We start from the raw sequence: 21,461 nt of genomic DNA, 5'->3' as shown, positions 1-21,461 counted from the left end.
TTCAATGCAACACCTCGCCCTGCTCTTCCTCGATCACCGGCGCCACCCCCACCGGCACCGGCTTGCCGGCGCGCTTGGCCTCGGCGCGCGCCTGCGCGGCCAGCCAGCTGTCGATATCGTCCGGCGGCACGTCCATCAACCGCAGCGAGCCTTCCATGACCTTGCGGAACACCGGCGCGGCGATCGGGCCGGCGTAGTAGCTGCCGCTCTTGGCGATGTCCGGCTCGCTGATGCTGACGACCATGGCAAAGCGCGGGTTGTCGATCGGCACCACGCCGGCGAAGGTCAGCACGTACTTGCGCGCCAGGTAGCCGCCGTTGCCGGCCTTGCGCGCGGTGCCGGTCTTGCCGCCGACGTGGTAGCCCAGGATCGAGGCGATGGTGGCCGTGCCGCCCGGCTCGGTCACCGTCTGCATCATCTTCAGCACTTCGTGCGCGATCTTCGGGTCCAGCACCTGCTCCGGATCGCTGCGCTCGCCCTTGACGAAGGTCGGCTTGAACATCTTGCCGCCATTGGCCAAGGCCGAATACGTGCGCGCGATCTGCAACGGCGTGGCATTGAGGCCATAGCCATAGGACATGGTGGCCTTGGTGGTGCCGTACCAGTTGGGCGCACCGGGTGAGGGCACCACGCCGGTGGATTCGCCAGGGAAACCGCTGCCGGGCTTTTCGCCGTAGTGGAAGCGCTTGACGAAGTCGTAGAAGTAGGTGTCCGGCAGCTTGGCCGCCAGCTTGGCCGCACCAACATTCGAGCTCTTGGTGATCACGCCGGTCACCGTCAGCACGCCGTTGTTGTGGGTGTCGGTGATGCGGTAGCGCCCGTTGGGCATGGAGCCGGGACTGGTGTCGACCAGCGTCTGCGGCGTCACCACGCCGGCGCTCAGCGCCGCGGCCACGGTGATCGGCTTCATCGTCGAGCCCGGCTCGATCACGTCGGTGACCGCGCGGTTGCGGTGCGCATCAGGCTTGCCCAGGCTGGCCGCGTTCGGGTTGAACGTGGGCAGGTTGGCCATGGCCAGCACTTCGCCGGTGGCGATGTCCATCACCACGGCCGAGCCGCTGGCCGCGCCGGTCTCGACGATGCGCTGCTTGAGTTCCTTGTAGGTCAGGTACTGGATGCGCCGGTCGATGCTCAGGGTCAGGTCGCTGCCCGGCTGCGCCTGGCGCACCAGGTCGATGTTCTCCACGATGCGGCCGCGGCGGTCGCGGATGACCTTCTTCAGGCCCGGCTTGCCGCTGAGCCAGTCGTCGAAGGCCAGCTCCAGCCCTTCCTGGCCGTGGTCGTCGATGTTGGTGAAGCCCAGCACATGCGCCATCGCCTCGCCCTGCGGGTAGAAGCGGCGGAACTCGCGCTTGGAATACAGACCGGGAATGTTGAGGGCGACGATCTTGCGCGCGGCATCGGGGTTGATGCGGCGCTTGAGGTACATGAATTCCTTGTCCGCGCGCTGGGTGACCTTGCGGGTCAGCTCATCGGCGGGCATGCCCAGTGCCTGGGCCAGCGCCGGCAGGCGGTCGGCGCTCTTGATCAGTTCCTTGGGATCGCACCACACCGACTCCACCGGCGAGGACACCGCCACCGGCTCGCCGTTGCGGTCGGTGATCATGCCGCGCGAGGTCGGAATCTCCAGCTCTCGCACGAAGCGCGCGTCGCCTTCCTTCTGGTAGAAGTCGCTGCCGATCAGCTGCACATAGGCGGCGCGCCCGATCAGGCTGACCGAGCACAGGCCCAGGGTGGCCACCACCAGGGTCAGGCGGCCGCGCAGGTTGAAACGCGCGCGGTTGCGGTTGCGCGGCAACGGCTGGCGCTCGCCATCGCGCTGGAGGATGCGGTTGATCGCCTCGCGCAGCTTGTTCATGGGCGCACCACCACCACATCGCCGCTCTCGGGCGTCTTCATGCCCAGGCGCTCGCGCGCGATCTGGTCGATGCGGGTACTCTCGGCCACGGTGGCCTGCTCCAGCTGCAGGCGGCCGAACTCAATGTTCAGCTCGTCGCGGTCGCGCTCCAGGCGCGAGAGCTCGACGAACAGCACGCGGTGCTCATGCCTCGCGTAGACCACGGCGATGGCGGTGGCGACGATGAAGGCGAGCGCGATAGCGATCAGCACGCGGGTCATGCGTCCTCCCTCAGCTTCTCGGCCACGCGCAGCACCGCGCTGCGGGCACGCGGATTGGCCTGGGTTTCCTGCTCATCGGCGCGCATGGCCTCGCCGATGATCTTCAGCATCGGCTCGAAATCCTGCGCCACCGGCAGCCGGCGATTGCCGGCCGGAGCCTTGGCATGGCCGGCGATGAAGCGCTTGACGATGCGGTCCTCCAGCGAATGGAAGCTGACCACTGCCAGGCGGCCACCGACCTTCAACCGCGACAGCGCCGCGTCCAGCCCGGTTTCCAGGTCGGACAGTTCGCGGTTGATATGGATGCGGATGGCCTGGAAGCTGCGCGTGGCCGGGTGGATCTTGTCTTTGCCACGCGGCATCACGCTGGAAATCAGCTCGGCCAGTTGCGCGGTGCGGGTCAAGGGCGTCTCGGCGCGCCGGGCGACGATGGCACGGGCGATGCGGCGGTTCATGCGCTCATCGCCGTAGTGGAACAACACGTCGGCGATCTCGGTTTCCTCGGCACGCGCCAGCCACTGTGCCGCGCTCTCGCCCGCATCCGGATCCATGCGCATGTCCAGCGGACCATCCTTGCCGAAGGAAAAGCCGCGCTCGGCCACGTCCAGCTGCGGCGAGGACACGCCCAGGTCCAGCAGCACCCCGTCCAGGCCCTGGGCGGTGGCGTCCCACTGCGCCATCTGCGCGAAGCTGCCGCGATACACCGACACGCGCGCATCGCCGTCGAAGACAGCGTGGGCGTGGGCGATCGCTTCGGGATCCTTGTCCATCAGCAGCAGCCGGCCTCCCGGGCCGAGTTGTTCCAGCACGCCGCGCGCATGGCCGCCGCGACCGAGCGTGCCGTCCAGATACGTGCCGTCCTCCTTCACCTGCAGCCCTTCCATGCACTGCGCGAACATCACCGGGAGGTGGCCGGCCTGCGCATCGGGGCGCATCCGGGCACCGTCCGTCACAGCTTCAGATCGAGCAGTTCGTCGCCCAGATCACCGTCAGACAAGGTCTGCTGAATCTGCGCGCGGTGTGCCTGCTCGCTCCACAATTCGAATTTGTCGCCCATGCCCAGCAGGACGGCTTTCTTTTCCATACCGACGGCATTGCGATGGCTGGGCGGCACGGTGACGCGGCCGTTGGCGTCCGGCTCCAGGAACGCAGCCGAGCCGACCAGCTTCTGCTGCAGCAGGCGCACGCTGGCCTTCATGTTGGGCTTGGCCATCACGCTGTCGCGCACCTGCTCCCACACCTTCTGCGGGTAGATCCACAGGCAGCCGGCGTCGAACGGGCTGTAGGTCAGCACCAGGCGGTTGTCGCAATCGCGCGCGACCAAGTCGCGGTAGGCGGTGGGAACCGCCAGCCTGCCCTTGTCGTCCACGGTGATGGCGGTTTCGCCCTGGAACACGTCTGTCTGCTTGCCCGAAGATCGCTGGAGGGGTATTCAACCACGAAAAACCACAAAAGACCCCGGTTTCCCGCTGGTGCCCACCTTAGGTACCGCCCACAACGTTGTCAACAGGCTGTGCGCGGGAAAATCACTTGCGGGATCAATGGCTTGCAGCGAACTTCACAGACTTGTTCAAGACTTATCCACTAAGCTTTGTTTCGTCTCAAATTTTGAGATTTCGAGGTGATTCAGGGTGGTGACGGGCGCGTCGTTTATGAATTGGACGCGCACTTGTGGCGCCGCCGGTTGGTTCAACGAGTGCGCAGGTAATTCCAATTACTCCAGTGGCAAAGGGATGTTGCAGGCCTGCTTCGACGCGATCTCGACCCGCTTCGGCCCACCCTGCTGACCCCTGTTGCGCTGAAGACTGCCCGCCGATGTCCCGCCTGTCCGTCACCTCGTTCGCTCTGCTCGCCCTGCTGACCGCCTGCCAGCGCGAGGCAGCCAGCCCGGCTGCCGCGCCCAATGGCGCCCAGGCCCAGGCCGAGGCACAGGCGCAGGTCGAGGACACCCCCGCCAAGCCCGGCCAGTTGGCCGCCAGCAGCGATGCCACGGGGCTGGATGCGTCCGCGGAGCTGCAGCCGCTGATCGAGCGCGCCGGCGGCCAGCGCCGGGCGCATGACATCGCCGTGACCCTGCCGCCGACGCAGCTGTTCGAGCCGGATCGGGCCGACCTGCGGCCGGACGCCATCGACCGCCACCTGCGCCCGCTGGCCGATCTGGCCAATAAGACCCACGGACAGCTGCAGATCACGGCCCACGCCGATCCAGGAGGCGACCGAAGCGCCGCCCTGGCGCTGTCCAAGCGCCGTGCCGATGCGGTGGCCGACTTCCTGCAGTCGCAGGGCGTCGCGCCCGACCGGCTGCACACCTCGGCGCTGGGCGCAGCCGCCGGCAGCCCGCGCATCGAGGTCGTGCTGCCGATTCCCGGCACCTGAAGGAAAGAGGGAAGTGGCGGAGCCGGCCGATAAGCCGGGTTCTGTCTGGGACAGTCATTCCTCTAGGCGCATCGTCACCAATACGCTCAAGCAACCTACCCGGAGACACCGCGGGCCGCGGCAATGTCTCCCTATTTGGTCTTGCTCCCGGTGGGGTTTACCGTGCCGGTCTGTTGCCAGACTCGCGGTGCGCTCTTACCGCACCGTTTCACCCTTACCTGATCCGCACCCGAAGGTGCGGCCATCGGCGGTTTGCTTTCTGTTGCACTGGCCGTCGGCTCGCGCCGCCCAGGCGTTACCTGGCACCGTGCCCTGTGGAGCCCGGACTTTCCTCGGCATGCTGGAAGCATGACGCGACTGTCTGGCCGGCTCCGCCGTGGCCGATTCTACGGCATGCGGTGGAGGAGTGAGCGGAGAGGAGTGAGGAGTGAGCAAAGGCGAGAACGGGCTTGCGCTCACTTCTCACTCCTCTCCACTCACTTCTCGACTTCCGTACAACGCCTTCCGCGGCGCCCCGGTGATCTCCGCGGCCAGCTTGGCCGCGGTGGACGGCGGCAGGTGCGCGTTGAGCAAGGCGTAGACGCGGCGACCTTCGGCGATCTGCGCGCCGGCGTCCTCGCCGGCACCCTGCACCATGACCACGAACTCGCCCTTGCGCTGGTTGTCGTCGGCCTGGACCTTTGCCAGCAGCTCAGCCAGCTTGCCGGCCAGGACGGTCTCGAACAGCTTGGTCAGCTCGCGCGCGATGGTCGCCGGCCGCTCCGGGCCCAGCGCCCGCACCAGGTCGGCCAGGGATTCGGCGATGCGGTGGGAGGACTCGTAGAACACCAGGGTGCGGGACTCGCCGGCCAGGGCGGACAGCCGCTCGCGGCGCGCGGCGGACTTGGCCGGCAGGAAGCCCTCGAAGGCGAAGCGATCGCTGGGCAGGCCGGCCACGCTCAGCGCGGCGATGGCCGCGCACGCCCCGGGCACCGGGCTGACCGCCACCCCGGCCGCGCGTGCGGCCTTGACCAGCCGGTAGCCCGGATCGGAGACCAGCGGGGTGCCGGCATCGCTGACCAGCGCCAGGGACTGCCCAGACTGCAGGCGGGCGACGATGCGCTCGGCCATGGCGTCCTCGTTGTGCTCGTGCAACGCCACCAGCGGCGTGGCGATGCCGAAATGCGACAGCAACTGGCCGGTGCGGCGGGTGTCCTCGGCGCAGATGGCATCCACCGTGCGCAAAGTCTCCAGCGCGCGGGCGGACAGGTCGGCGAGGTTGCCGATGGGGGTGGCGACGACGAACAACGTTGCTGCGGACATGAACGGCGGGTCTTCGAGGCGGACGGGCAGGCAGGGGTAGAATCGTAGCCTGTTCAACAAGGCTGGCCCTCGAACCCCATGGACAAGCGTTTTGCGTGGATTGCCCCGGTGCTGGTATCGGCGTTGCTGCTCGGCGGCTGCGCCACCACCCAGACCAGCGGCGGTGGCGGCGGTCCGCATCCCTCGGCGGCCGGCAGCGCCGCATTCCGGCAGGCGGCCGACCTGGCGCGCAGCGGCGCCCAGCTGACCGGCCAGGCGCGGGCCGAGAATGTCCGCAAGATCCAGCAACTGCTGCAGGGTCTGGACAATCCCACCCTGTCCAAGGAGACCGGCGCGCTGCCGGTGGGCGACCCGCTGTACCCCTATGCCGGCAAGCTGATGGCCGACCGCGGCCTGGCCCTGCCGCGCCCGTTCGACCGCGCCACGGCGTGGAACTTCGAGGCGGCCCAGCGCCCGCCGGCCGATCGCGATGGCTACCGCCCGCCGGTGAAGCTGGCAGTGCTGCTGCCCTTGTCCGGCCCGCTCGCCGTGGCCGCCGCGCCGGTGCGTGACGGCCTGCTGGCCGGCTACTACGGCGAATCCCGCCGCCGCCCCGAGATCCAGTTCATCGACACCACCGGCACGCCCGCCGGCGCGCTGGCCGCCTACGGCAAGGCGCAGCAGGCCGGGGCGGATTTCGTGGTCGGCCCGCTGGGTCGCGATGAGGTCGGTGCGGTGTTCGGCCAGCCGTCGCTGCCGGTGCCGCTGCTGGCCCTCAACCGCGGCAGCAGCGAGCCACCGGCTACCGCCGTGGGCTTCTCCCTGGCGCCGGAGGACGACGGCATCGGCGCGGCCGACTACCTGTTCCAGCGCGAGCACAAGCAGGTGCTGGTGATCCGTGGCCAGGACGACAACGCCACGCGCGCGGCCACCGCCTTCGCCGAACACTTCACCGAGCTGGGCGGCAATGTCACCCAGACCATCGCCGTGGCCGATGCACCGCCGGACATGCTGGCCGCGCTGACGGCTGCCGCCTCGCAGGGCGTGGACGCGGTGTTCCTGTCGATCAAGGGCAGCACCGCCCGGGTGCTGGCGCCGCAGCTGGCCATGTCCGGCCTGGCCGGCAAGGCGCGGGTAGGCAGCTCGCAGCTGACCCAGGGCACCGGCAAGGCCGAAGAGGACCGCGTGCTCGACGGCATCATCTATCCGACCGAGGCCTGGACCGCGCGCGGGGTGGAAGGCCTGCCGGCGGCCAGCAGCGTGGCCAGCACCTTGCCGACCGCGCGTGGCGGTGCGGCGCGCCTGTTCGCCTTCGGTTTCGACGCCTGGCAGCTGACCGCCTACCTGGAGAAGCTGAGCCTGGGCGCCAACGCCACCTTGCGTGGCGCCACCGGCGTGCTGTCGCTGGACGGCTTCGGCAATGTGCAGCGCGCGCCGGCATGGGCCACCTTCAGCGGCGGCCGCCCGACCCCGATCGCCGAGGGTGGCTGAGGCCACCGGTGCGGCGGTCGAAGCCGCCGCACAGGCCGAACTGCAACGCGCCGGCCTGAAGCCGGTGGCTGCCAACGTGCGGTTCCGCGGCGGCGAACTGGACCTGGTGATGCTGGACCCGAACGCGCGCGGCGGGCCGACCCTGGTGTTCGTGGAAGTGCGCTACCGGCGCTCGTCAGCCTTCGGCGGCGGCGCGGCCTCGGTGGATGCCGGCAAGCGCCGCAAGCTGGTGCGGGCCGCCTCGCTGTACCTGGCCCAGCACCCGCGCTACGCGGACCTGCCCTGCCGCTTCGACGTGGTCGAAGCCAGCGGCGAGGCGGCCAAGCCCATCCTCAACTGGCTGCGCGATGCCTTTCGCGCGGACGAGGTCTAAAGGGCATCGTCGTTCACGGCCGACGCGTCCGGTGAGCGCGTCGACCCACCAGCCCGTTTGCCTGGTCAGCGCAGCGGCACGCTCAGCCGCGACGGCGCCGCGGCCGGCGAGGAAAAGGTCACCGAGCCGAAGGGTCGCGTCACCGCGCTGTAGCGCGCATCCAGGGTGTCCACGACCAGCACCAGCCTGCGCCCGGCCGGGATCTCCGCCGCCGCGGCCTCGAGCTGGATCTCAAGGGTCTGCGGCTGCCCCGGCGCGACGCCGCGCAGGCTGTAGGGCTTATGGGTGATCAGGTCGCCCATCCCCAGTCCATCGACGCTGTAGAGATAGGCGAACAGGCTCAGGTCGCGCTGGCTTGGCGTCACCGTGACCCGCAACGCCGCGGCGCCAGCCAAGGTTCGCGCGCGCGACAGCGCTGGGCCCGCCCAGACCGTCGCGCCGGTCCTGGCGACCAGCGGAATCGAGGTCCTCACCGGCTGGCGCAGGTATCCCTGCAGGGCGCCGCTGACCAGGACCACGCCGGAGGTGGCCGCGGTCGGCACCGCGGTGCCGATGCGATGGCTCCAGCCCGTCGCATCGCCCTGCACCAGGGCGCCAGTGGGTTGCAGCCCGGTCGGCCGACCCAGGCCGTAGACCGTGGGATCGGCCTGCACCTGGGTCCAGTCCCGGTAATCCAGCGGCCAGCCGCCCAGGGTGGTCAGGCGGACCGAGGCAGGCGCCAGTCCTTGCACCTGCCGGCCCTTGAGGTGATGGTCGAACCACACCTGCACTTCCTCGTACACGCTGTTGGGCAGGCCCAGCGCACCGGGCAGCTCGGCCGTGGCATGGTCGCCCTGTCCCAGCAGCAGCCGCTTCGGCCCGCGCAGACGCTGGTAGAAGTCCACGAGCTGGTTGGGCGGGAACAGTCCATCGTTGAAGGCGTTGGCCAGCAGAATCGCGGTGCCGCTTTCATTGAGCTGGTCGACCTCGAAAGCTGCGCTTCGGCTTGCGGCCTTGGGCACGAACCCCTGCACGGCGCCATCGAAGTCGCCCACGGCGACCTTGGCGTTGATCGCCGCAAGCTCCGGCCCGGGGCGGCCGGTCAGCGCGCCGGAGCCCACCAGCAGTCCCACCCCTTGCGAGCTGACCGTGTCGTTGGCGTACAAGGAGGCCTGCAGGTCCGCCCAGCCGCTCAACGCCGCGACCGCCTTGATGCGCGGGTCGCGCGCGGCCGCCAGCAGGCTGGTGCCGGCGCCATAGGAAATCCCCGACACGCCGATGGCGCCGGGGCTGGCCGGCGTATGGGCCAGAGCCCAGTCGATCACTGCGCTGACATCCTCCACCGTCGCCTCGCCGGCGATGTCGATCAGCCCGGCCGAATCCCAGAAGCCGCGCGAGGTGTAGCTGACCACCACGTAGCCATCGGCGGCCAGCTGATTGGCGCGCCCGAGGTACTCCAGGTTGGGCAGCGACCAGCTCGCCGGCATCACCACCAGGGGAAACGGCCCACTGCCCTGCCCGCTGGGCACCAACACCAACGCGCCCAGCTCGACCCCATCGAAGCTGGGCACCCGCTGATAGGTTTTGCGATAGTCGCCGGCCAGGGACGTGGCCGACCAGGCCAGCAACACCATGCACATCAAACCGCGGAACAGGCTGCGCATACGACATGCCTCCACTGCTTGGAAGCGGGCCGGGGTGACCCGCGCGAGAAGCGCCTTCTGGCCATCACGTCGGCGGAGGCGCGGCCGAACCATACGCATACGCATGGCCGGTCACCAAGCTGCACCGCAATAAGCGATCCTGAACTACCTGCCTTCGCCACACCGGGCCCGAGCGGGAGCGGCTCGAGGTGGCCTCGGGCCATCAGCCGCGCATGGCATTCCCGGGAAGCCCCTCTTGCGGCCGATGACCCGAGGTCACCCCGCACCGCTCCCGCAGCATGCTCCAGACGTTATTCGAGATGGCTGCAGGGCAACGTGCCGCCTGGACCGGCGCCCGTCCTGCTCAGCTGAAATGCTGGAAGCTGGGGCGGCCGGAGTTCCAGGGCTGTCCGTCCCCATCCAGCGCGATCACGCCCTGGCCCTGGACGATGCGACCGATCAGGGTCGCCTGGGTTTGAGCGCCCGCCATCGCCTGGACGATGGCCTCGCGCTGCGCGGCCGGTGCGCTGAAGCACAACTCGTAGTCGTCGCCGCCACTGGCCTGCCAGGGCCAACGCACGGCCGGCGCGAACCGAGACAGCGCGCGCGAGGCAGGCAACTGCTCCAGCATCACCTCCGCGCCCACGCCGCTGGCCTTGCAGATGTGGCCCAGATCGCCGAGCAAGCCATCGGAGATATCCACGCAGCTGTTAGCCAGGCCGACCAAGGCCAAGCCGGCGGCGTTGCGCGGGGTCGGACGGTTCATGCGACGGCGCAATGCCGGGTCGGGGACCACGCCGGCCCAGATCGCGTGCAGCGCGCTGCAGGCATCGCCCGGCGTGCCGGTCACCCACAGGTCGTCGCCCACCTGGGCGCCGGAACGTCGGATCGCCCGCCCCGCAGGCGCCTGCCCCATCGCGGTCACGGAGATGGACAGCGGCCCGCGCGTGGTATCGCCGCCGACCAGGGCGATGCCGGCGCTCTGCGCCAGCTCCAGGAAACCGCCGATGAAGCCATCCAGCCAGGCCGGATCGCTCTGCGGCAGGGCCAGCGCCAGCGTGCACCACGATGGCGAGGCTCCCATCGCAGCCAGGTCGGACAGATTGACCGCCAGCGACTTCCAGCCGATGTCCTCCGGCGCGGTGTCCTCCAGGAAATGCACGCCGACATTGAGGGTATCGGCGGTCACCACCAGCTCGCAGCCGGGCTGCGGCTGCAGCAGCGCGGCATCGTCGCCGATGCCCAGTACCACGTCGCCGCGCGTGCGGGCGCGGGCGCGGATGCGATCGATCAGGTCGAATTCGCCGACTGGCATGAGGCAGGAACGAGTGGAGAGGAACGAGGAACGAGTGAGAACAACGCGGATGCGGCGCCCGTTACGGGGTTCTGGCCCGGGTTTCCGGGCCGCGCCAGTCCAGGGCGGCGCGGTCGAGCACGCCATTGACGTAGGTGTGGCCATGCTCGGCGCCGAAGCGCTTGGCGGTCTCGATGGCCTCGTTGATCACCACGCGATACGGCACGTCCACGCGATGGCGCAGCTCGTAGGCGGCGATGCGCAGCACCGCACGCTCGATCGGGTCGACCTCGTCCACGGTGCGGTCCAGATGCGGCAGCAGGGCCTGGTCCAGCTCGGCGGTGTGCTGCATGGTGCCGCGCACCAGATCCTCGAAATACTCCAGGTCGGCGATCTCATGGGCCTGCTCATGGGCGAACTGCGAGATCACCTGCTGCGGGTTGCCGCCGGAGACCTGCCAGGCGTAGATGGCCTGCAGCGCGCGGCGACGCGCGCGGGTGCGGTGCACGGGGTCGACGCCGTCGCGACGCTGTCCGGGACGGTTCATGGCAGTTGCTCCATCAGGTTGACCATTTCCACCGCGGCCAGGGCCACTTCCTCGCCCTTGTTGCCGTGGCTGCCGCCTGCGCGGGCTTCTGCGTCCTCGATGCGCTCCACCGCCAGCACGCCATTGAGCACCGGCACGCCGTGCTGCAATTGCGCCTGCAGCAGGCCTTCGGCACAGCCGTCCGCCACGTGCTCGTAATGGCGGGTATCGCCCCGGATCACGCAACCCAGCGCGATCACCGCCGCGTGGCGTCCGGCCTTGGCCAGGCGCATGGCCACCAGCGACAGCTCCCACGCGCCGGGCACGCGGACCACGTCGATGGCCGACTCATCCACGCCGTTGCCGGCCAGTTCCTTGCGCGCACCGGCCACCAGGGCATCGACGATGCGGGCGTTCCAGCGGCTGGCGATGATCGCGTAGCGGGCGCCTGGCACGGCACGCAGCTCGCCTTCGTAGTGGGTCATGGGCGGGGGGGATCGGGAAAGTCGGGCAGTTTAGCGTCTTGGAGCTAGGAACGAGTGGAGAGGAACGAGGAACGAGCGAAACGCCGAGCGCCCACGTGGGCACGCTTTCACTCGTTCCTCGTTCCTCGTCGCTCGTTTCTCAAGCAGGGTTCCCCGGCTCGAACATCTCCACCACTTCCAGCCCATACCCCGCCAAGCCCACCTGCCGCCGCGGCGTGCCCAGCACGCGCAGCTTGCCCAGTCCCAGGTCGGTCAGGATCTGGGCGCCGGCGCCGTTGCGGCGCCACTGGCCCACGTCCTTGTCCTTGCCCGGCGGCCGGACTTCCGGCTCACGCAGCAGGCGCGACAGCAGGGCCTCCGAATCGCGTGGCGCGGACAGCACCACCATCACGCCCTGCCCTTCGCCGGCGATGGCGCGCAGCGCATCGGTGGCGGCCACGCCGAAATCGTCGCGGCGCCAGTGCAGCAGATCGGCCAGCGGGTTTTCCACCTGCACCCGCACCAGGGTCGGCGTGGCGGCGTCCGGCGTGCCCTTGACCAGGGCGAAATGCAGGTCGCGGGCGATGCGGTCACGATAGGTGACCAGGCGGAACGGGCCGAACTCGGTCTCGATCTCGCGCTCGTCCACCCGCTCGACGGTGTGCTCGGTGGCCAGGCGATGGGCGATCAGATCGGCGATGGAGCCCATCTTCAGGCCGTGCTCGCGCGCGAACACTTCCAGCTCCGGGCGACGCGCCATGCTGCCGTCGGCGTTGAGGATCTCCACCAGCACGCCGGCCGGCTCCAGCCCGGCCAGCATGGCCAGGTCCACGCCCGCCTCGGTATGGCCGGCACGGGTCAACACGCCACCGGGCTGGGCGATCAACGGGAAGATGTGGCCCGGCTGGTGCAGGTCGGCCGGCTTGGCATCGGGCTTGACAGCCGTGCGGATGGTGTGGGCGCGGTCGTAGGCCGAGATGCCGGTGGTCACGCCCTCGGCGGCCTCGATGCTGACGGTGAAGTTGGTCTGGAACTGCGCGGTATTGGCCTGGACCATCGGTGCCAGGCCCAGCTGCGTGGCGCGTTCGCGGGTCAGCGGCAGGCACACCAGGCCACGGCCGTGGGTGACCATGAAGTTGATGTCCGAGGGCTTGACCAGCTCGGCGGCCATGATCAGGTCGCCTTCGTTCTCGCGGTCCTCGTCGTCGACGATCACCACCATGCGGCCCTGGCGGATGTCCTCCAGGATCTCCTGGATCGGCGCGAAGTTCACAGCGCACCTCCACGCTCGCCCAGCAGGCGCTCGACATAGCGCGCGACCAGGTCGATCTCCAGGTTCACCGCATCGCCCACGCCGGTCTGCGAGAAGCGGGTGTGCGCGACGGTGTGCGGGATCAGCGCGACCTCGAAGCCTTCAGCATCGACGTCATTGACCGTCAGGCTGACGCCATCGACGCAGATCGAGCCCTTCTTGGCGATGTACTTCAGCAGCGCGGGCGGCGCTTTGAGCCGCCAGCGCTGCGCGCGTGCGTCCTCCTGCACCGACAGCACGCGGCCCAGGCCATCGACATGGCCGCTGACCAGATGACCGCCAAGACGATCGCTCGGACGCATGGCGCGCTCCAGGTTCAGCGCCGCACCCAGCGGCAACTGGCCCAGCGTGGTCAGCGACAGCGTCTCGGTGGATGCATCGGCCTGGAAGCTGGCTGCGTCGAACGCGATCACGGTCAGGCACACACCATTGACTGCGATGCTCTCGCCCAACTGCACGGCCTCGAACGGCAAGGTGCCGACCTGGAACGTGAAACGGGTATCGCCGCCCAGCGGCTGCGCGGCGGCCAGGCGGCCGACGCCTTCGATGATGCCGGTGAACATCTAGCGCACCTCCTGCTGGAGGGCGGACTGCAACATGCTGCGGTGGGACATCACGTTTCTCGCAAGAAGTCGAAGCGAAAAACGCCACAAGGCAATGACCCACACGCGGCCATCGCTGGCCGCGTTGGGGGTCGTCTTCTTTCATCCGGACTTTCTGGCAGCTCGGGAGTTGCCAACCGTCGGCTCCGGCGTCGGACCGGATCTGCTGACCTGGGCTGGCGCTGAGCGGTTCGCACCCGCCATGTGGCGCAAGCGAACCACCATTGCCGACCCAGCGCTCGCGGGCTCATGCGCGATCAGCGCATCTACCGCCGGTGGGGAATCTCACCCCGCCCTGAAGACGTTCATGGATGCCGGAGGACCGGCCTAGGCATTCTACCAGCGCTTGCGAACCCGGCCGGGCCGCGCATCGGATTGATGCGTTCTACCAGGTCTCCCTGGCGGGTGCGGCTTATTCACATCGACCGCAGCAACAGCCGCAGATCCGGTCCCACCTGACGCGTGTCCACCAACTTGAGCGCGTGACGCTGCTGCATCTGGGTGATGCCCAGGCCGCCGAACAGGCCACGCCCGTCATCACCCAGCAGCACCGGGGCCATGTACAGCAGCAGCTCATCGACCAGGCCTGCCTTGAGCAGGGCACCACTCAGGCGCGCCCCGGCTTCGACCTGGATCTCGTTGACCTGGCGTTGCGCCAGCACCTGCAGGGCCGCGTGCAGGTCCAGCCTGCCGTCGATCGCCGCGATGGCTTCGCGTTCCACCTCATGCTGGGTGCTGGCGCCTTCGGCGTGCAGATACAGCGTGGGCGCACTGGCATCGCGCACCTTGGCCTGGCCCAGCGAGGTCAGGCGCGCATCCAGCACCACACGCAGGGGCGGCTGGAACGGCGTGTCGTCCCCCAGCCGCACCGTCAGCGCAGGGTCGTCCGCCAGCACGGTGCCAGCGCCGGTGAGGATGGCGCCGCTGCGCGCGCGCCAGCGCTGCACGTCCGCGCGCGCGGCAGCGCTGGTGATCCACTTGGATTCGCCGCTGGCCAGGGCGGTGCGTCCGTCCAGGCTGCAACCCAGCTTGACCCGCACCCACGGCCTGCCGTGCTCGAAGCGCAAGAGAAAGCCACGATTGAGCTCGCGTGCCTGCGGCTCCAAAAGGCCGCTGCGCACCTGGATCCCGGCCGCCCGCAGCAGGTCGAAGCCGCCGCCATCGACCTTGGGGAAGGGGTCGCGCATGGCCCCCACCACCTCGCTGACGCCCGCTTCGATCAGCGCCAGCGTGCACGGCGGCGTGCGGCCGTAGTGCGCGCACGGCTCCAGGGTGACGTAGGCGGTGGCGCCGCGCGCTTGGCCACCGGCCTGGCGCAACGCGTTGACCTCGGCGTGGCCTTCGCCGGTGCGCACGTGAAAGCCTTCACCGACCACCTGGCCCTCGCGCACCAGCACGCAGCCGACCATCGGGTTGGGCCGTGCGGTGTAGGCGGCGCGTTTGGCCAGCTGCAGCGCGCGCCCCATCCAGCGGTGGTCTTCGACAGAGAACTCGCTCATCGCCCGCACCTGCCGGCAGGCTTGGCGCGCCATGGCATTGGCCTCACACCGCCCACGGCCTCAGCGCTTCTTGCGCTCGGTCTTGTCGAAGGGCACCACGCCCGTATCGAGCAGCGGCAGCTGGTCCTCGCCCGGCAGGTCGCGCTCCAGCCGGTCCAGCTCCTCGCGGAAATCGGCCACGTCCTCGAAGCTGCGATACACCGAGGCGTAGCGCACGAAGGCCACGTGATCCAGCTTGCGCAGCTCGGCCATGACGAACTCGCCGACCCGGCGCGAAGGCAATTCGCGCTCGGTGGTGCGGCGCAGCTGCTGGATCACCGCACGCACCGCCGCCTCGATCTGCTCCTCCGACACCGCGCGCTTGTGCAAAGCGCGGTCGAAACTCTGTCGCAGCTTGCGGGCATCGAACTGGTCGCGGCGGCCATCGGACTTGATGACCGCCGGCAGCTTGAGCTCGATCGTCTCCAGCGTGCTGAAACGCTCCCCGCAGGCCTCGCACTCGCGACGCCGGCGGATGGTCGCGCCATCCTCGGACACGCGCGAATCGATCACGCGGGTATCGCTGCTCTGGCAGAAGGGGCAATGCATGGGGCTAGGAACGAGTATGCAGGAACGAGGAACGAGTTAGAGCAAAGACAACGGCCCGGGCCGAATGCACAAGCGTACATGCGGCACGGCTTTCCACTCGTTTCTCGTTCCTCTTCACTCGTTCCTCGCTCTCAGCCGTACACCGGGAACTTCCGGCACTGCGCCGTCACCGCCTCGCGCACGTGGGCGATCACCGCCTCGTCGGCCGGGGCGTCGAGCACGTCGGCGATCCAGTTGGCCAGCTCGATGGTGTCCGCTTCCCGGTAGCCGCGGGTGGTGATGGCCGGGGTGCCCAGACGCAGGCCCGAGGTCACGAACGGCGAGCGCGGGTCGCCCGGCACCGAGTTCTTGTTGACGGTGATGTGGGCCTTGCCCAGCGCGGCCTCCGCGTCCTTGCCGGACACCTCCTTGCCGATCATGTCCACCAGCATCAGGTGGTTCTCGGTGCCGCCGGAGACGATCTTGTAGCCGCGCTCGATCAGGGTATTGGCCATGGCCTGGGCATTGGCGACCACCTGCTGCTGGTAGGTCTTGAAGCCAGGCTCCAGCGCCTCCTTGAAAGCCACGGCCTTGGCTGCGATGACGTGCATCAGCGGACCGCCCTGGATGCCGGGGAACACGATCGACTGCAGCTTCTTGGTCAGCTCTTCGCTGGCGCCCTTGGCGATGATGATGCCGCCGCGCGGACCGCGCAGGGTCTTGTGGGTGGTCGAGGTGACCACGTGGGCATGCTTCACCGGGCTCGGGTAGACGCCGGCCGCGACCAGGCCGGCCACGTGGGCCATGTCCACGAACAGGTAGGCGCCGACCTTGTCGGCGATGGCGCGGAAGCGCGCCCAGTCGATCTTCTGCGAGTACGCGGAAAAACCAGCCACGACCATCTTCGGCTTGTGCTCCACGGCCAGGCGCTCGACTTCGTCGTAGTCGATCAGGCCGGCGTCGTTGACGCCGTACTGCACGGCGTTGAACAGCTTGCCCGAGGCATTGACCTTGGCGCCGTGGGTCAGGTGGCCGCCGTGGGCCAGCGACATGCCCAGGATGGTGTCGCCCGGCTGCAGCAGCGCGAAGTACACGGCCTGGTTGGCCTGCGAACCGCTGTGCGGCTGCACGTTGGCGTAGTCCACGTCGAACAGTTGCTTGAGCCGGTCGATCGCCAACTGCTCGGCGACATCGACGTATTCGCAGCCGCCGTAATAGCGCTTGCCGGGATAACCCTCGGCGTACTTGTTGGTCAGCTGGCTGCCCTGGGCCTCCATCACCGCCGGGCTGGTGTAGTTCTCGCTGGCGATCAGCTCGACGTGGTCCTCCTGGCGACGGACTTCGTTGGCGATGGCCTGGGCCAGTTCGGGGTCGTAGCTTTCGATGCGGACGTCGCGCGGGAACATCGGGTCTCCGGGGCGTGAAGCGGGCGATGAGGGGGCAAAATTGTAAGCCGGACAGGGGGTTAAAGACCAATTTGGCGCAATGCGCGCTCGCCTCCCCCGCGCCCCAGCGGCGGATCGGACCGCCGCTGGTGCGATTCCCGCTTCGCACCAGCCTATCGCCCGCCCCGCCGCCACGGCCCGGATGCGCACCGGGCAGTCCATCGGCGGCGCCAAAACGGCAGCGGGCCGCACGCTGGCGGCCCGCTGCACCTCTCCACCAGGCCCCTGGGCTCAGCGCAGGAGCAGGTCGGCGATGATGCCGCTGGCGATGGCGACCATCAGCATGTTGCCGCGGTCGTCGCGCACCCAGTGGTAGCCCGGGGGCGGCCGGCGCACGTGGTAGCGGCCGTAGTCGCGCACCACCACGGTCGGGCCGCGGTAGTAGTCGCGCACGTAGCGGCAGCGGGAGTAGCCGTAGGGGCGGTAGACCACCCGCGGCGGCGGCGCATGGTGGTAGACGACCCGCGGCGGCGGTGCCGGGTAATAGACGCGCGGCGGCGGACGGCGGTCGTGGCGGTAACCCCAGTCGCCCCGGCCATCGCCGTGGTAGCGGCCGCGGTCGCTGTAGCGTCGGTCGTCATGCCAGCGGCGATCGTCCCGCCGATCATCTCGGCCATGACGTTCGTGGCGCTCGTGGCGGTCATGCCGGCGGTCGCCGTCATGGGCCGAGGCCGAAAGCGGAGCCGCGGCCAGGCCCATGGCCATCAGCGGGACCGCCAGCACACTCAGGAAGAAGGATTTCATTGCAGCTCCGTCACAGGTTGACACAGTGGCGTTATCGTCCGCAGCGGCTGAACGCGTGCCCGCTGGAACCGCTTCCCCCACGCGCCAGGGCGGCGACGTTAATTTCCCAGCCAGCCGGGCCATTCGGGCTGGCGGGGGCGAGCCGCTATAATCGCCTCATTCCCAACACCGACTGCCGCCCGCTCCGCAACGGAACGGGCGCCGGTTCTGCGCACTGCCGGAGCTCCCATGTCGCAATACATCTACACCATGAACCGCGTGTCCAAGGTGGTCCCGCCCAAGCGGCAGATCATCAAGGACATCTCGCTGAGCTTTTATCCGGGCGCCAAGATCGGCCTGCTGGGCCTGAACGGCGCCGGCAAGTCCACGGTGCTGAAGATCATGGCCGGCGTGGACAACGACTTCGAAGGCGAGGCCCGTCCGCAGCCCGGCATCAAGGTTGGCTACCTGGCCCAGGAGCCGGAACTGAACCCGGAGCACACCGTGCGCCAGGCGGTGGAGGAAGGCGTAGGCGAGGTGCTGCAGGCCCAGGCTGCCCTGGACGCGGTGTACGCGGCCTATGCCGAGGAAGGCGCCGATTTCGACGCGCTGGCCAAGGAGCAGGAACGCCTGGAGGCCATCCTGGCCGCCGGCGATGCCAGCACGCTGGAGCAGCAGCTGGACATCGCTGCCGATGCGCTGCGCCTGCCGCCGTGGGACGCCATCGTCGGCAAGCTCTCCGGCGGTGAGAAGCGCCGGGTGGCGCTGTGCCGCCTGCTGCTGCAGAAGCCGGACATGCTGCTGCTGGACGAACCGACCAACCACCTGGACGCCGAATCGGTGGAGTGGCTGGAGCAGTTCCTGGCGCGCTACACCGGCACCGTGGTGGCCGTGACCCATGATCGCTACTTCCTGGACAACGCCGCCGAGTGGATCCTGGAACTGGACCGCGGCCGCGGCATCCCGTGGAAGGGCAACTACACCGAGTGGCTGACCCAGAAGGACGAGCGCCTCAAGCAGGAAGACAACCAGGAGAAGGCACGCCAGAAGGCGATCCAGAAGGAGCTGGAGTGGTCGCGCCAGAACGCCAAGGGCGGCCGCACCAAGGGCAAGGCGCGCCTGGCCCGGCTGGAAGAGCTGCAGTCGGTCGACTACCAGAAGCGCAACGAGACCAATGAAATCTTCATCCCGCCGGGCGAGCGCCTGGGCAATGCGGTGATGGAGTTCAAGAACGTCACCAAGACCTTCGGCGACCGCGTGCTGTTCGAGAACCTGAGCTTCCTGGTGCCGGCCGGCGCCATCGTCGGCATCATCGGCCCCAACGGCGCCGGCAAGTCGACGCTGTTCAAGATGATCACCGGCAAGGAAAAGCCGGACTCGGGCGAGATCGTGGTCGGCCCGACCGTGCAGCTGTCCTACGTGGACCAGAGCCGCGACGCGCTGGAGGGCAACCACAACGTGTTCCAGGAAATCTCCGGCGGCCTGGACATCCTCAACATCAACGGCATCGAGATCCAGTCGCGCGCCTACATCGGCCGCTTCAACTTCAAGGGCCAGGACCAGCAGAAGCTGGTGGGCTCGCTGTCCGGTGGTGAGCGCGGCCGCCTGCACATGGCCAAGACCCTGCTGCAGGGCGGCAACGTGCTGCTGCTGGACGAACCGTCCAACGACCTGGACATCGAGACCCTGCGTGCGCTGGAAGACGCGCTGCTGGAGTTCCCGGGCAACACCTTCGTCATCAGCCATGACCGCTGGTTCCTGGACCGCATCGCCACGCACATCCTGGCCTTCGAGGGCGACTCGCACGTGGAGTTCTTCCAGGGCAACTACCGCGAGTACGAGGAAGACAAGAAGCGCCGCCTGGGCGATGACGCCGGCCCGAAGCGCCTGCGGTACAAGGCGCTGAAGTAAGGCGGCGGGTGAGGCAGGAGTGCTTGAGGCAGGAGTGAGCGGGGAGGAGTGAGGAGTGAGCGGGTGACGCGTGGCTCCGCAGCTTCCCCGCCAGATTCAGCCTGAAAAGAAGCCCCGTTCGCGGGGCTTCTTTTTGCGCGGAATTTCATTTGCGCAAGTGGCTTGGCGCTCCAAAACGGCGGCGTCTTGTCGGGCCGCATCGGCTTTGGCCGTGTCAGGGCTTTGGCCCGACCTTGCGGGCACTTCGAGCAACCCTTCCTCGCTGAGATCGAGCCGCGCGCACGTTCGCCCTGTGGGAGCGGCTTCAGCCGCGAAGGGGCTTTACCGAGAAGCGGCTTTACTGGGACAGCCCATTCGCGGCTGAAGCCGCTCCCACGGATGCTTGCGGAGATCAGGTGCCGAGGAAGCCCAGGGTCTGCTGCGGGAAATTGCCCAGGCCGGGAAAGATCGTCGGCAGGTCGGCATTGCCCACGCCCATCCAGCGCGCGAAGGTCGCGCCGAACTGGTTGGTCGAGGTGGTCGGGATGATGCGCCCGCGGTCGATGGCCTGGTCGCCGTCCAGTTCCAGCAGCGGATAGCTGCCGTGCACGCGGCGGCCCTGCAGCGGACCGCCATTGGCGGCCGCCCCGCCCATCATGAACTGCACGCCGCCCCAGGCGTGGTCGGTGCCATTACCGTTGCTGTTGAGCGTGCGGCCGAAGTCGCTCATCGAGAAGGTCACCGTGTCGTTCAGCGCGCCGATCTCGGCCAGTGCCGTGCGGAACGCGCCCAGCGCGGCGCTGACCTGGGCCAGCAGGCGCGGCTGCCCATTGGCCGACATCTGGCTGTCGTGCGTATCGAAGCCGCCCATGCTGGCGAAGTAGATCTGCCGGCTGTGGTTGATCGCGCTGGTGCGGCTGGCCTTGATCGAGCGCGCGATCATGCGCAGCTGCGCGCCGAGGTTGTTGCTGGCCGGAAACACCGTGGCGATGTCGCCACCGTTGGCCGGGTCCAGCGCCGTGCGCAGGCGGCTGCTGAGGTACATCGCGCTCTCGCCCAGCATCGAGTACTGGTCGGCCATCAGCGGCGTGTAGCTGCGCGCCATCATCGCCGCCAGCGCCTCGCGCCGGGTGCGATCGGCGGTGTTGTTGACGTTCTCGAAGTTGCGCAGCGCCGCCGGGCCGCTGCTGGCCATGACGTAGGGCGTGGTCGAGGTGCCGTTCTGGAACAGGTTGTTGCCGCTGACCGAGATGGTCGGCGGCAGCTGCGTCAGCCCGGCGCTGTTGGCGCTGCGCAGGCGGTCGGCCAAAGTGCCGCCCCATCCGGTGCTGGCGCTGGGCCGCTCGGATTCCCCGCGCATCCACAGCCGCTGCTGGTCGTTGTGCGAGAACAGGCTGGCCGGCACGCGCTTGCTGCGCGCCACGTACTCGGCCTTTGTGATCGGCTGCACCAGCGTGCCGACGTTGGCCATGAAGGCCAGCTCGCCCGCATCGAACAGCGTCTTCATCTCCGGGCAGGCCGGATGCAGGCCCCAGGTCTTGTTGGCCGTGTCGGTCACCGGCAGCAGCGCATCGCGGGCGATGCCCAGGCCCTGGCCGTTGCTGCTGGCGTCGTACACGCCGCCGCGGCTGCGCAGGTACACCTCATGCTCGCTCTGAGCATGCGGGACCAGCAGGTTGAACGAGTCGTTGCCGCCCAACAGGAAGATGCACACCAGCGCGCGGTAGTTGCCCGCCGGCGCCGATTGCGCCAGGGCGCGGCCCACCAGCTCCAGCTGCGGCACGGTGGCGGCGATGGCGCCCCCGGCCAGGGCCAGCTGCATCTTGCGCAGGAATTCGCGGCGATCGTTACGAAACTCGTTCATGTCCTGTCCCCGCA

19 protein-coding genes, 1 other RNA gene, 1 pseudogene and 1 riboswitch are annotated in these 21,461 nt (G+C 68.8%); of the genes and pseudogenes, 4 read left to right on the top strand and 17 right to left on the bottom strand.

Annotated elements, in window-relative coordinates; genetic code table 11:
• Nucleotide 1: 1 nt before the first annotated feature.
• The 4 genes from EPA99_RS15950 to mraZ are packed head-to-tail and all read right to left on the bottom strand — an operon-like array spanning nucleotide 2 to nucleotide 3,514.
• Nucleotides 2–1,858, bottom strand: a complete 1,857-nt coding sequence (locus tag EPA99_RS15950) for a peptidoglycan D,D-transpeptidase FtsI family protein (protein ID WP_129472238.1) — start codon at nucleotides 1,856–1,858, stop codon at nucleotides 2–4.
• Nucleotides 1,855–2,118: a cell division protein FtsL gene (gene ftsL / locus EPA99_RS15945; protein WP_129472237.1), complete on the bottom strand. Its 264-nt coding sequence runs from the start codon at nucleotides 2,116–2,118 to the stop codon at nucleotides 1,855–1,857. Before ftsL ends, EPA99_RS15950 begins: the two co-directional genes overlap by 4 nt.
• Entirely contained in the window at nucleotides 2,115–3,053 is a 939-nt protein-coding gene (rsmH, locus tag EPA99_RS15940; protein ID WP_129472236.1) for a 16S rRNA (cytosine(1402)-N(4))-methyltransferase RsmH, read from the bottom strand. The genes ftsL and rsmH overlap by 4 nt, the downstream gene beginning before the upstream one ends.
• Nucleotides 3,054–3,067: 14 nt before the next feature.
• Nucleotides 3,068–3,514, bottom strand: coding sequence for a division/cell wall cluster transcriptional repressor MraZ (gene mraZ, locus EPA99_RS15935; protein WP_129472235.1), 447 nt, complete (start codon nucleotides 3,512–3,514; stop codon nucleotides 3,068–3,070).
• A 419-nt stretch (nucleotides 3,515–3,933) separates the two neighbouring features.
• Here mraZ and EPA99_RS15930 point away from each other — a divergent pair, with 419 nt between their 5' ends.
• Nucleotides 3,934–4,494 (top strand): OmpA family protein, encoded by a 561-nt coding sequence (locus tag EPA99_RS15930; protein WP_206733784.1) that lies wholly within the window; start codon nucleotides 3,934–3,936, stop codon nucleotides 4,492–4,494.
• A gap of 14 nt (nucleotides 4,495–4,508) precedes the next feature.
• On the opposite strand, the gene rnpB is transcribed toward EPA99_RS15930, so the two are convergent.
• Together rnpB and rsmI are read right to left on the bottom strand one after the other, a co-directional pair.
• Nucleotides 4,509–4,867, bottom strand: an RNA gene (gene rnpB, locus EPA99_RS15925) — RNase P RNA component class A.
• An 89-nt stretch (nucleotides 4,868–4,956) separates the two neighbouring features.
• Complete coding sequence (rsmI, locus tag EPA99_RS15920; RefSeq protein ID WP_129472234.1) at nucleotides 4,957–5,796, bottom strand: 16S rRNA (cytidine(1402)-2'-O)-methyltransferase; 840 nt, start codon at nucleotides 5,794–5,796, stop codon at nucleotides 4,957–4,959.
• A gap of 204 nt (nucleotides 5,797–6,000) precedes the next feature.
• On the opposite strand from rsmI, the pseudogene EPA99_RS15915 reads away from it, so the two are divergent.
• Nucleotides 6,001–7,266, top strand: a pseudogene (locus EPA99_RS15915) (penicillin-binding protein activator); the annotation flags it as partial.
• Nucleotides 7,259–7,639: a YraN family protein gene (locus tag EPA99_RS15910; protein WP_241688428.1), complete on the top strand. Its 381-nt coding sequence runs from the start codon at nucleotides 7,259–7,261 to the stop codon at nucleotides 7,637–7,639. The pseudogene EPA99_RS15915 and the gene EPA99_RS15910, both read left to right, overlap by 8 nt.
• Before the next feature lie 65 nt (nucleotides 7,640–7,704).
• On the opposite strand, the gene EPA99_RS15905 is transcribed toward EPA99_RS15910, so the two are convergent.
• The 10 genes from EPA99_RS15905 to EPA99_RS15860 form a co-directional block, all read right to left on the bottom strand.
• On the bottom strand, nucleotides 7,705–9,282 hold the full coding sequence (locus tag EPA99_RS15905) for a CocE/NonD family hydrolase (protein WP_129472231.1): 1,578 nt from the start codon (nucleotides 9,280–9,282) through the stop codon (nucleotides 7,705–7,707).
• Between the two features lie 343 nt (nucleotides 9,283–9,625).
• Nucleotides 9,626–10,576 (bottom strand): thiamine-phosphate kinase, encoded by a 951-nt coding sequence (gene thiL, locus EPA99_RS15900; protein ID WP_129472230.1) that lies wholly within the window; start codon nucleotides 10,574–10,576, stop codon nucleotides 9,626–9,628.
• Between the two features lie 61 nt (nucleotides 10,577–10,637).
• On the bottom strand, nucleotides 10,638–11,102 hold the full coding sequence (gene nusB / locus EPA99_RS15895) for a transcription antitermination factor NusB (protein WP_129472229.1): 465 nt from the start codon (nucleotides 11,100–11,102) through the stop codon (nucleotides 10,638–10,640).
• Nucleotides 11,099–11,566, bottom strand: coding sequence for a 6,7-dimethyl-8-ribityllumazine synthase (gene ribH / locus EPA99_RS15890; protein WP_129472228.1), 468 nt, complete (start codon nucleotides 11,564–11,566; stop codon nucleotides 11,099–11,101). The genes nusB and ribH overlap by 4 nt, the downstream gene beginning before the upstream one ends.
• Before the next feature lie 139 nt (nucleotides 11,567–11,705).
• A complete protein-coding gene (ribB, locus tag EPA99_RS15885; protein WP_129472227.1) occupies nucleotides 11,706–12,818 on the bottom strand; it encodes a 3,4-dihydroxy-2-butanone-4-phosphate synthase in 1,113 nt (370 codons plus the stop codon).
• Nucleotides 12,815–13,420: a riboflavin synthase gene (locus EPA99_RS15880; RefSeq protein ID WP_129472226.1), complete on the bottom strand. Its 606-nt coding sequence runs from the start codon at nucleotides 13,418–13,420 to the stop codon at nucleotides 12,815–12,817. Before EPA99_RS15880 ends, ribB begins: the two co-directional genes overlap by 4 nt.
• Before the next feature lie 129 nt (nucleotides 13,421–13,549).
• Nucleotides 13,550–13,766, bottom strand: a riboswitch (FMN riboswitch).
• 109 nt (nucleotides 13,767–13,875) lie between these two features.
• Nucleotides 13,876–14,958, bottom strand: coding sequence for a bifunctional diaminohydroxyphosphoribosylaminopyrimidine deaminase/5-amino-6-(5-phosphoribosylamino)uracil reductase RibD (gene ribD / locus EPA99_RS15875; protein ID WP_129472225.1), 1,083 nt, complete (start codon nucleotides 14,956–14,958; stop codon nucleotides 13,876–13,878).
• A 60-nt stretch (nucleotides 14,959–15,018) separates the two neighbouring features.
• Complete coding sequence (nrdR, locus tag EPA99_RS15870; RefSeq protein WP_129472224.1) at nucleotides 15,019–15,546, bottom strand: transcriptional regulator NrdR; 528 nt, start codon at nucleotides 15,544–15,546, stop codon at nucleotides 15,019–15,021.
• 131 nt (nucleotides 15,547–15,677) lie between these two features.
• Nucleotides 15,678–16,931, bottom strand: coding sequence for a serine hydroxymethyltransferase (gene glyA / locus EPA99_RS15865; protein WP_129472223.1), 1,254 nt, complete (start codon nucleotides 16,929–16,931; stop codon nucleotides 15,678–15,680).
• 270 nt (nucleotides 16,932–17,201) lie between these two features.
• Entirely contained in the window at nucleotides 17,202–17,714 is a 513-nt protein-coding gene (locus EPA99_RS15860; RefSeq protein ID WP_129472222.1) for an RcnB family protein, read from the bottom strand.
• A gap of 228 nt (nucleotides 17,715–17,942) precedes the next feature.
• Here EPA99_RS15860 and ettA point away from each other — a divergent pair, with 228 nt between their 5' ends.
• Nucleotides 17,943–19,604 (top strand): energy-dependent translational throttle protein EttA, encoded by a 1,662-nt coding sequence (gene ettA, locus EPA99_RS15855; RefSeq protein WP_129472221.1) that lies wholly within the window; start codon nucleotides 17,943–17,945, stop codon nucleotides 19,602–19,604.
• 391 nt (nucleotides 19,605–19,995) lie between these two features.
• Here the strand turns inward: ettA and EPA99_RS15850 are convergent, their stop codons facing one another.
• Nucleotides 19,996–21,447, bottom strand: coding sequence for a DUF1501 domain-containing protein (locus EPA99_RS15850; RefSeq protein ID WP_129472220.1), 1,452 nt, complete (start codon nucleotides 21,445–21,447; stop codon nucleotides 19,996–19,998).
• Nucleotides 21,448–21,461: the final 14 nt, after the last annotated feature.

Origin of the sequence: Pseudoxanthomonas composti (assembly GCF_004122095.1) — a bacterium.
GTDB classification, from domain to species: Bacteria; Pseudomonadota; Gammaproteobacteria; order Xanthomonadales; family Xanthomonadaceae; genus Pseudoxanthomonas_A; species Pseudoxanthomonas_A composti.
This window is presented reverse-complemented; position numbering and strand designations above follow the sequence as displayed.

Excerpts from the sequence above, each read along its gene's own strand:
- EPA99_RS15950 (WP_129472238.1), bottom strand. The coding sequence starts at position 1,858 with ATGAACAAGCTGCGCGAGGCGATCAACCGCATCCTCCAGCGCGATGGC.
- ftsL (WP_129472237.1), bottom strand. The coding sequence starts at position 2,118 with ATGACCCGCGTGCTGATCGCTATCGCGCTCGCCTTCATCGTCGCCACC.
- rsmH (WP_129472236.1), bottom strand. The coding sequence starts at position 3,053 with ATGCGCCCCGATGCGCAGGCCGGCCACCTCCCGGTGATGTTCGCGCAG.
- EPA99_RS15930 (WP_206733784.1), top strand. The coding sequence starts at position 3,934 with ATGTCCCGCCTGTCCGTCACCTCGTTCGCTCTGCTCGCCCTGCTGACC.
- rsmI (WP_129472234.1), bottom strand. The coding sequence starts at position 5,796 with ATGTCCGCAGCAACGTTGTTCGTCGTCGCCACCCCCATCGGCAACCTC.
- EPA99_RS15905 (WP_129472231.1), bottom strand. The coding sequence starts at position 9,282 with ATGCGCAGCCTGTTCCGCGGTTTGATGTGCATGGTGTTGCTGGCCTGG.
- thiL (WP_129472230.1), bottom strand. The coding sequence starts at position 10,576 with ATGCCAGTCGGCGAATTCGACCTGATCGATCGCATCCGCGCCCGCGCC.
- nusB (WP_129472229.1), bottom strand. The coding sequence starts at position 11,102 with ATGAACCGTCCCGGACAGCGTCGCGACGGCGTCGACCCCGTGCACCGC.
- ribH (WP_129472228.1), bottom strand. The coding sequence starts at position 11,566 with ATGACCCACTACGAAGGCGAGCTGCGTGCCGTGCCAGGCGCCCGCTAC.
- EPA99_RS15880 (WP_129472226.1), bottom strand. The coding sequence starts at position 13,420 with ATGTTCACCGGCATCATCGAAGGCGTCGGCCGCCTGGCCGCCGCGCAG.
- ribD (WP_129472225.1), bottom strand. The coding sequence starts at position 14,958 with ATGAGCGAGTTCTCTGTCGAAGACCACCGCTGGATGGGGCGCGCGCTG.
- nrdR (WP_129472224.1), bottom strand. The coding sequence starts at position 15,546 with ATGCATTGCCCCTTCTGCCAGAGCAGCGATACCCGCGTGATCGATTCG.
- glyA (WP_129472223.1), bottom strand. The coding sequence starts at position 16,931 with ATGTTCCCGCGCGACGTCCGCATCGAAAGCTACGACCCCGAACTGGCC.
- EPA99_RS15860 (WP_129472222.1), bottom strand. The coding sequence starts at position 17,714 with ATGAAATCCTTCTTCCTGAGTGTGCTGGCGGTCCCGCTGATGGCCATG.
- ettA (WP_129472221.1), top strand. The coding sequence starts at position 17,943 with ATGTCGCAATACATCTACACCATGAACCGCGTGTCCAAGGTGGTCCCG.
- EPA99_RS15850 (WP_129472220.1), bottom strand. The coding sequence starts at position 21,447 with ATGAACGAGTTTCGTAACGATCGCCGCGAATTCCTGCGCAAGATGCAG.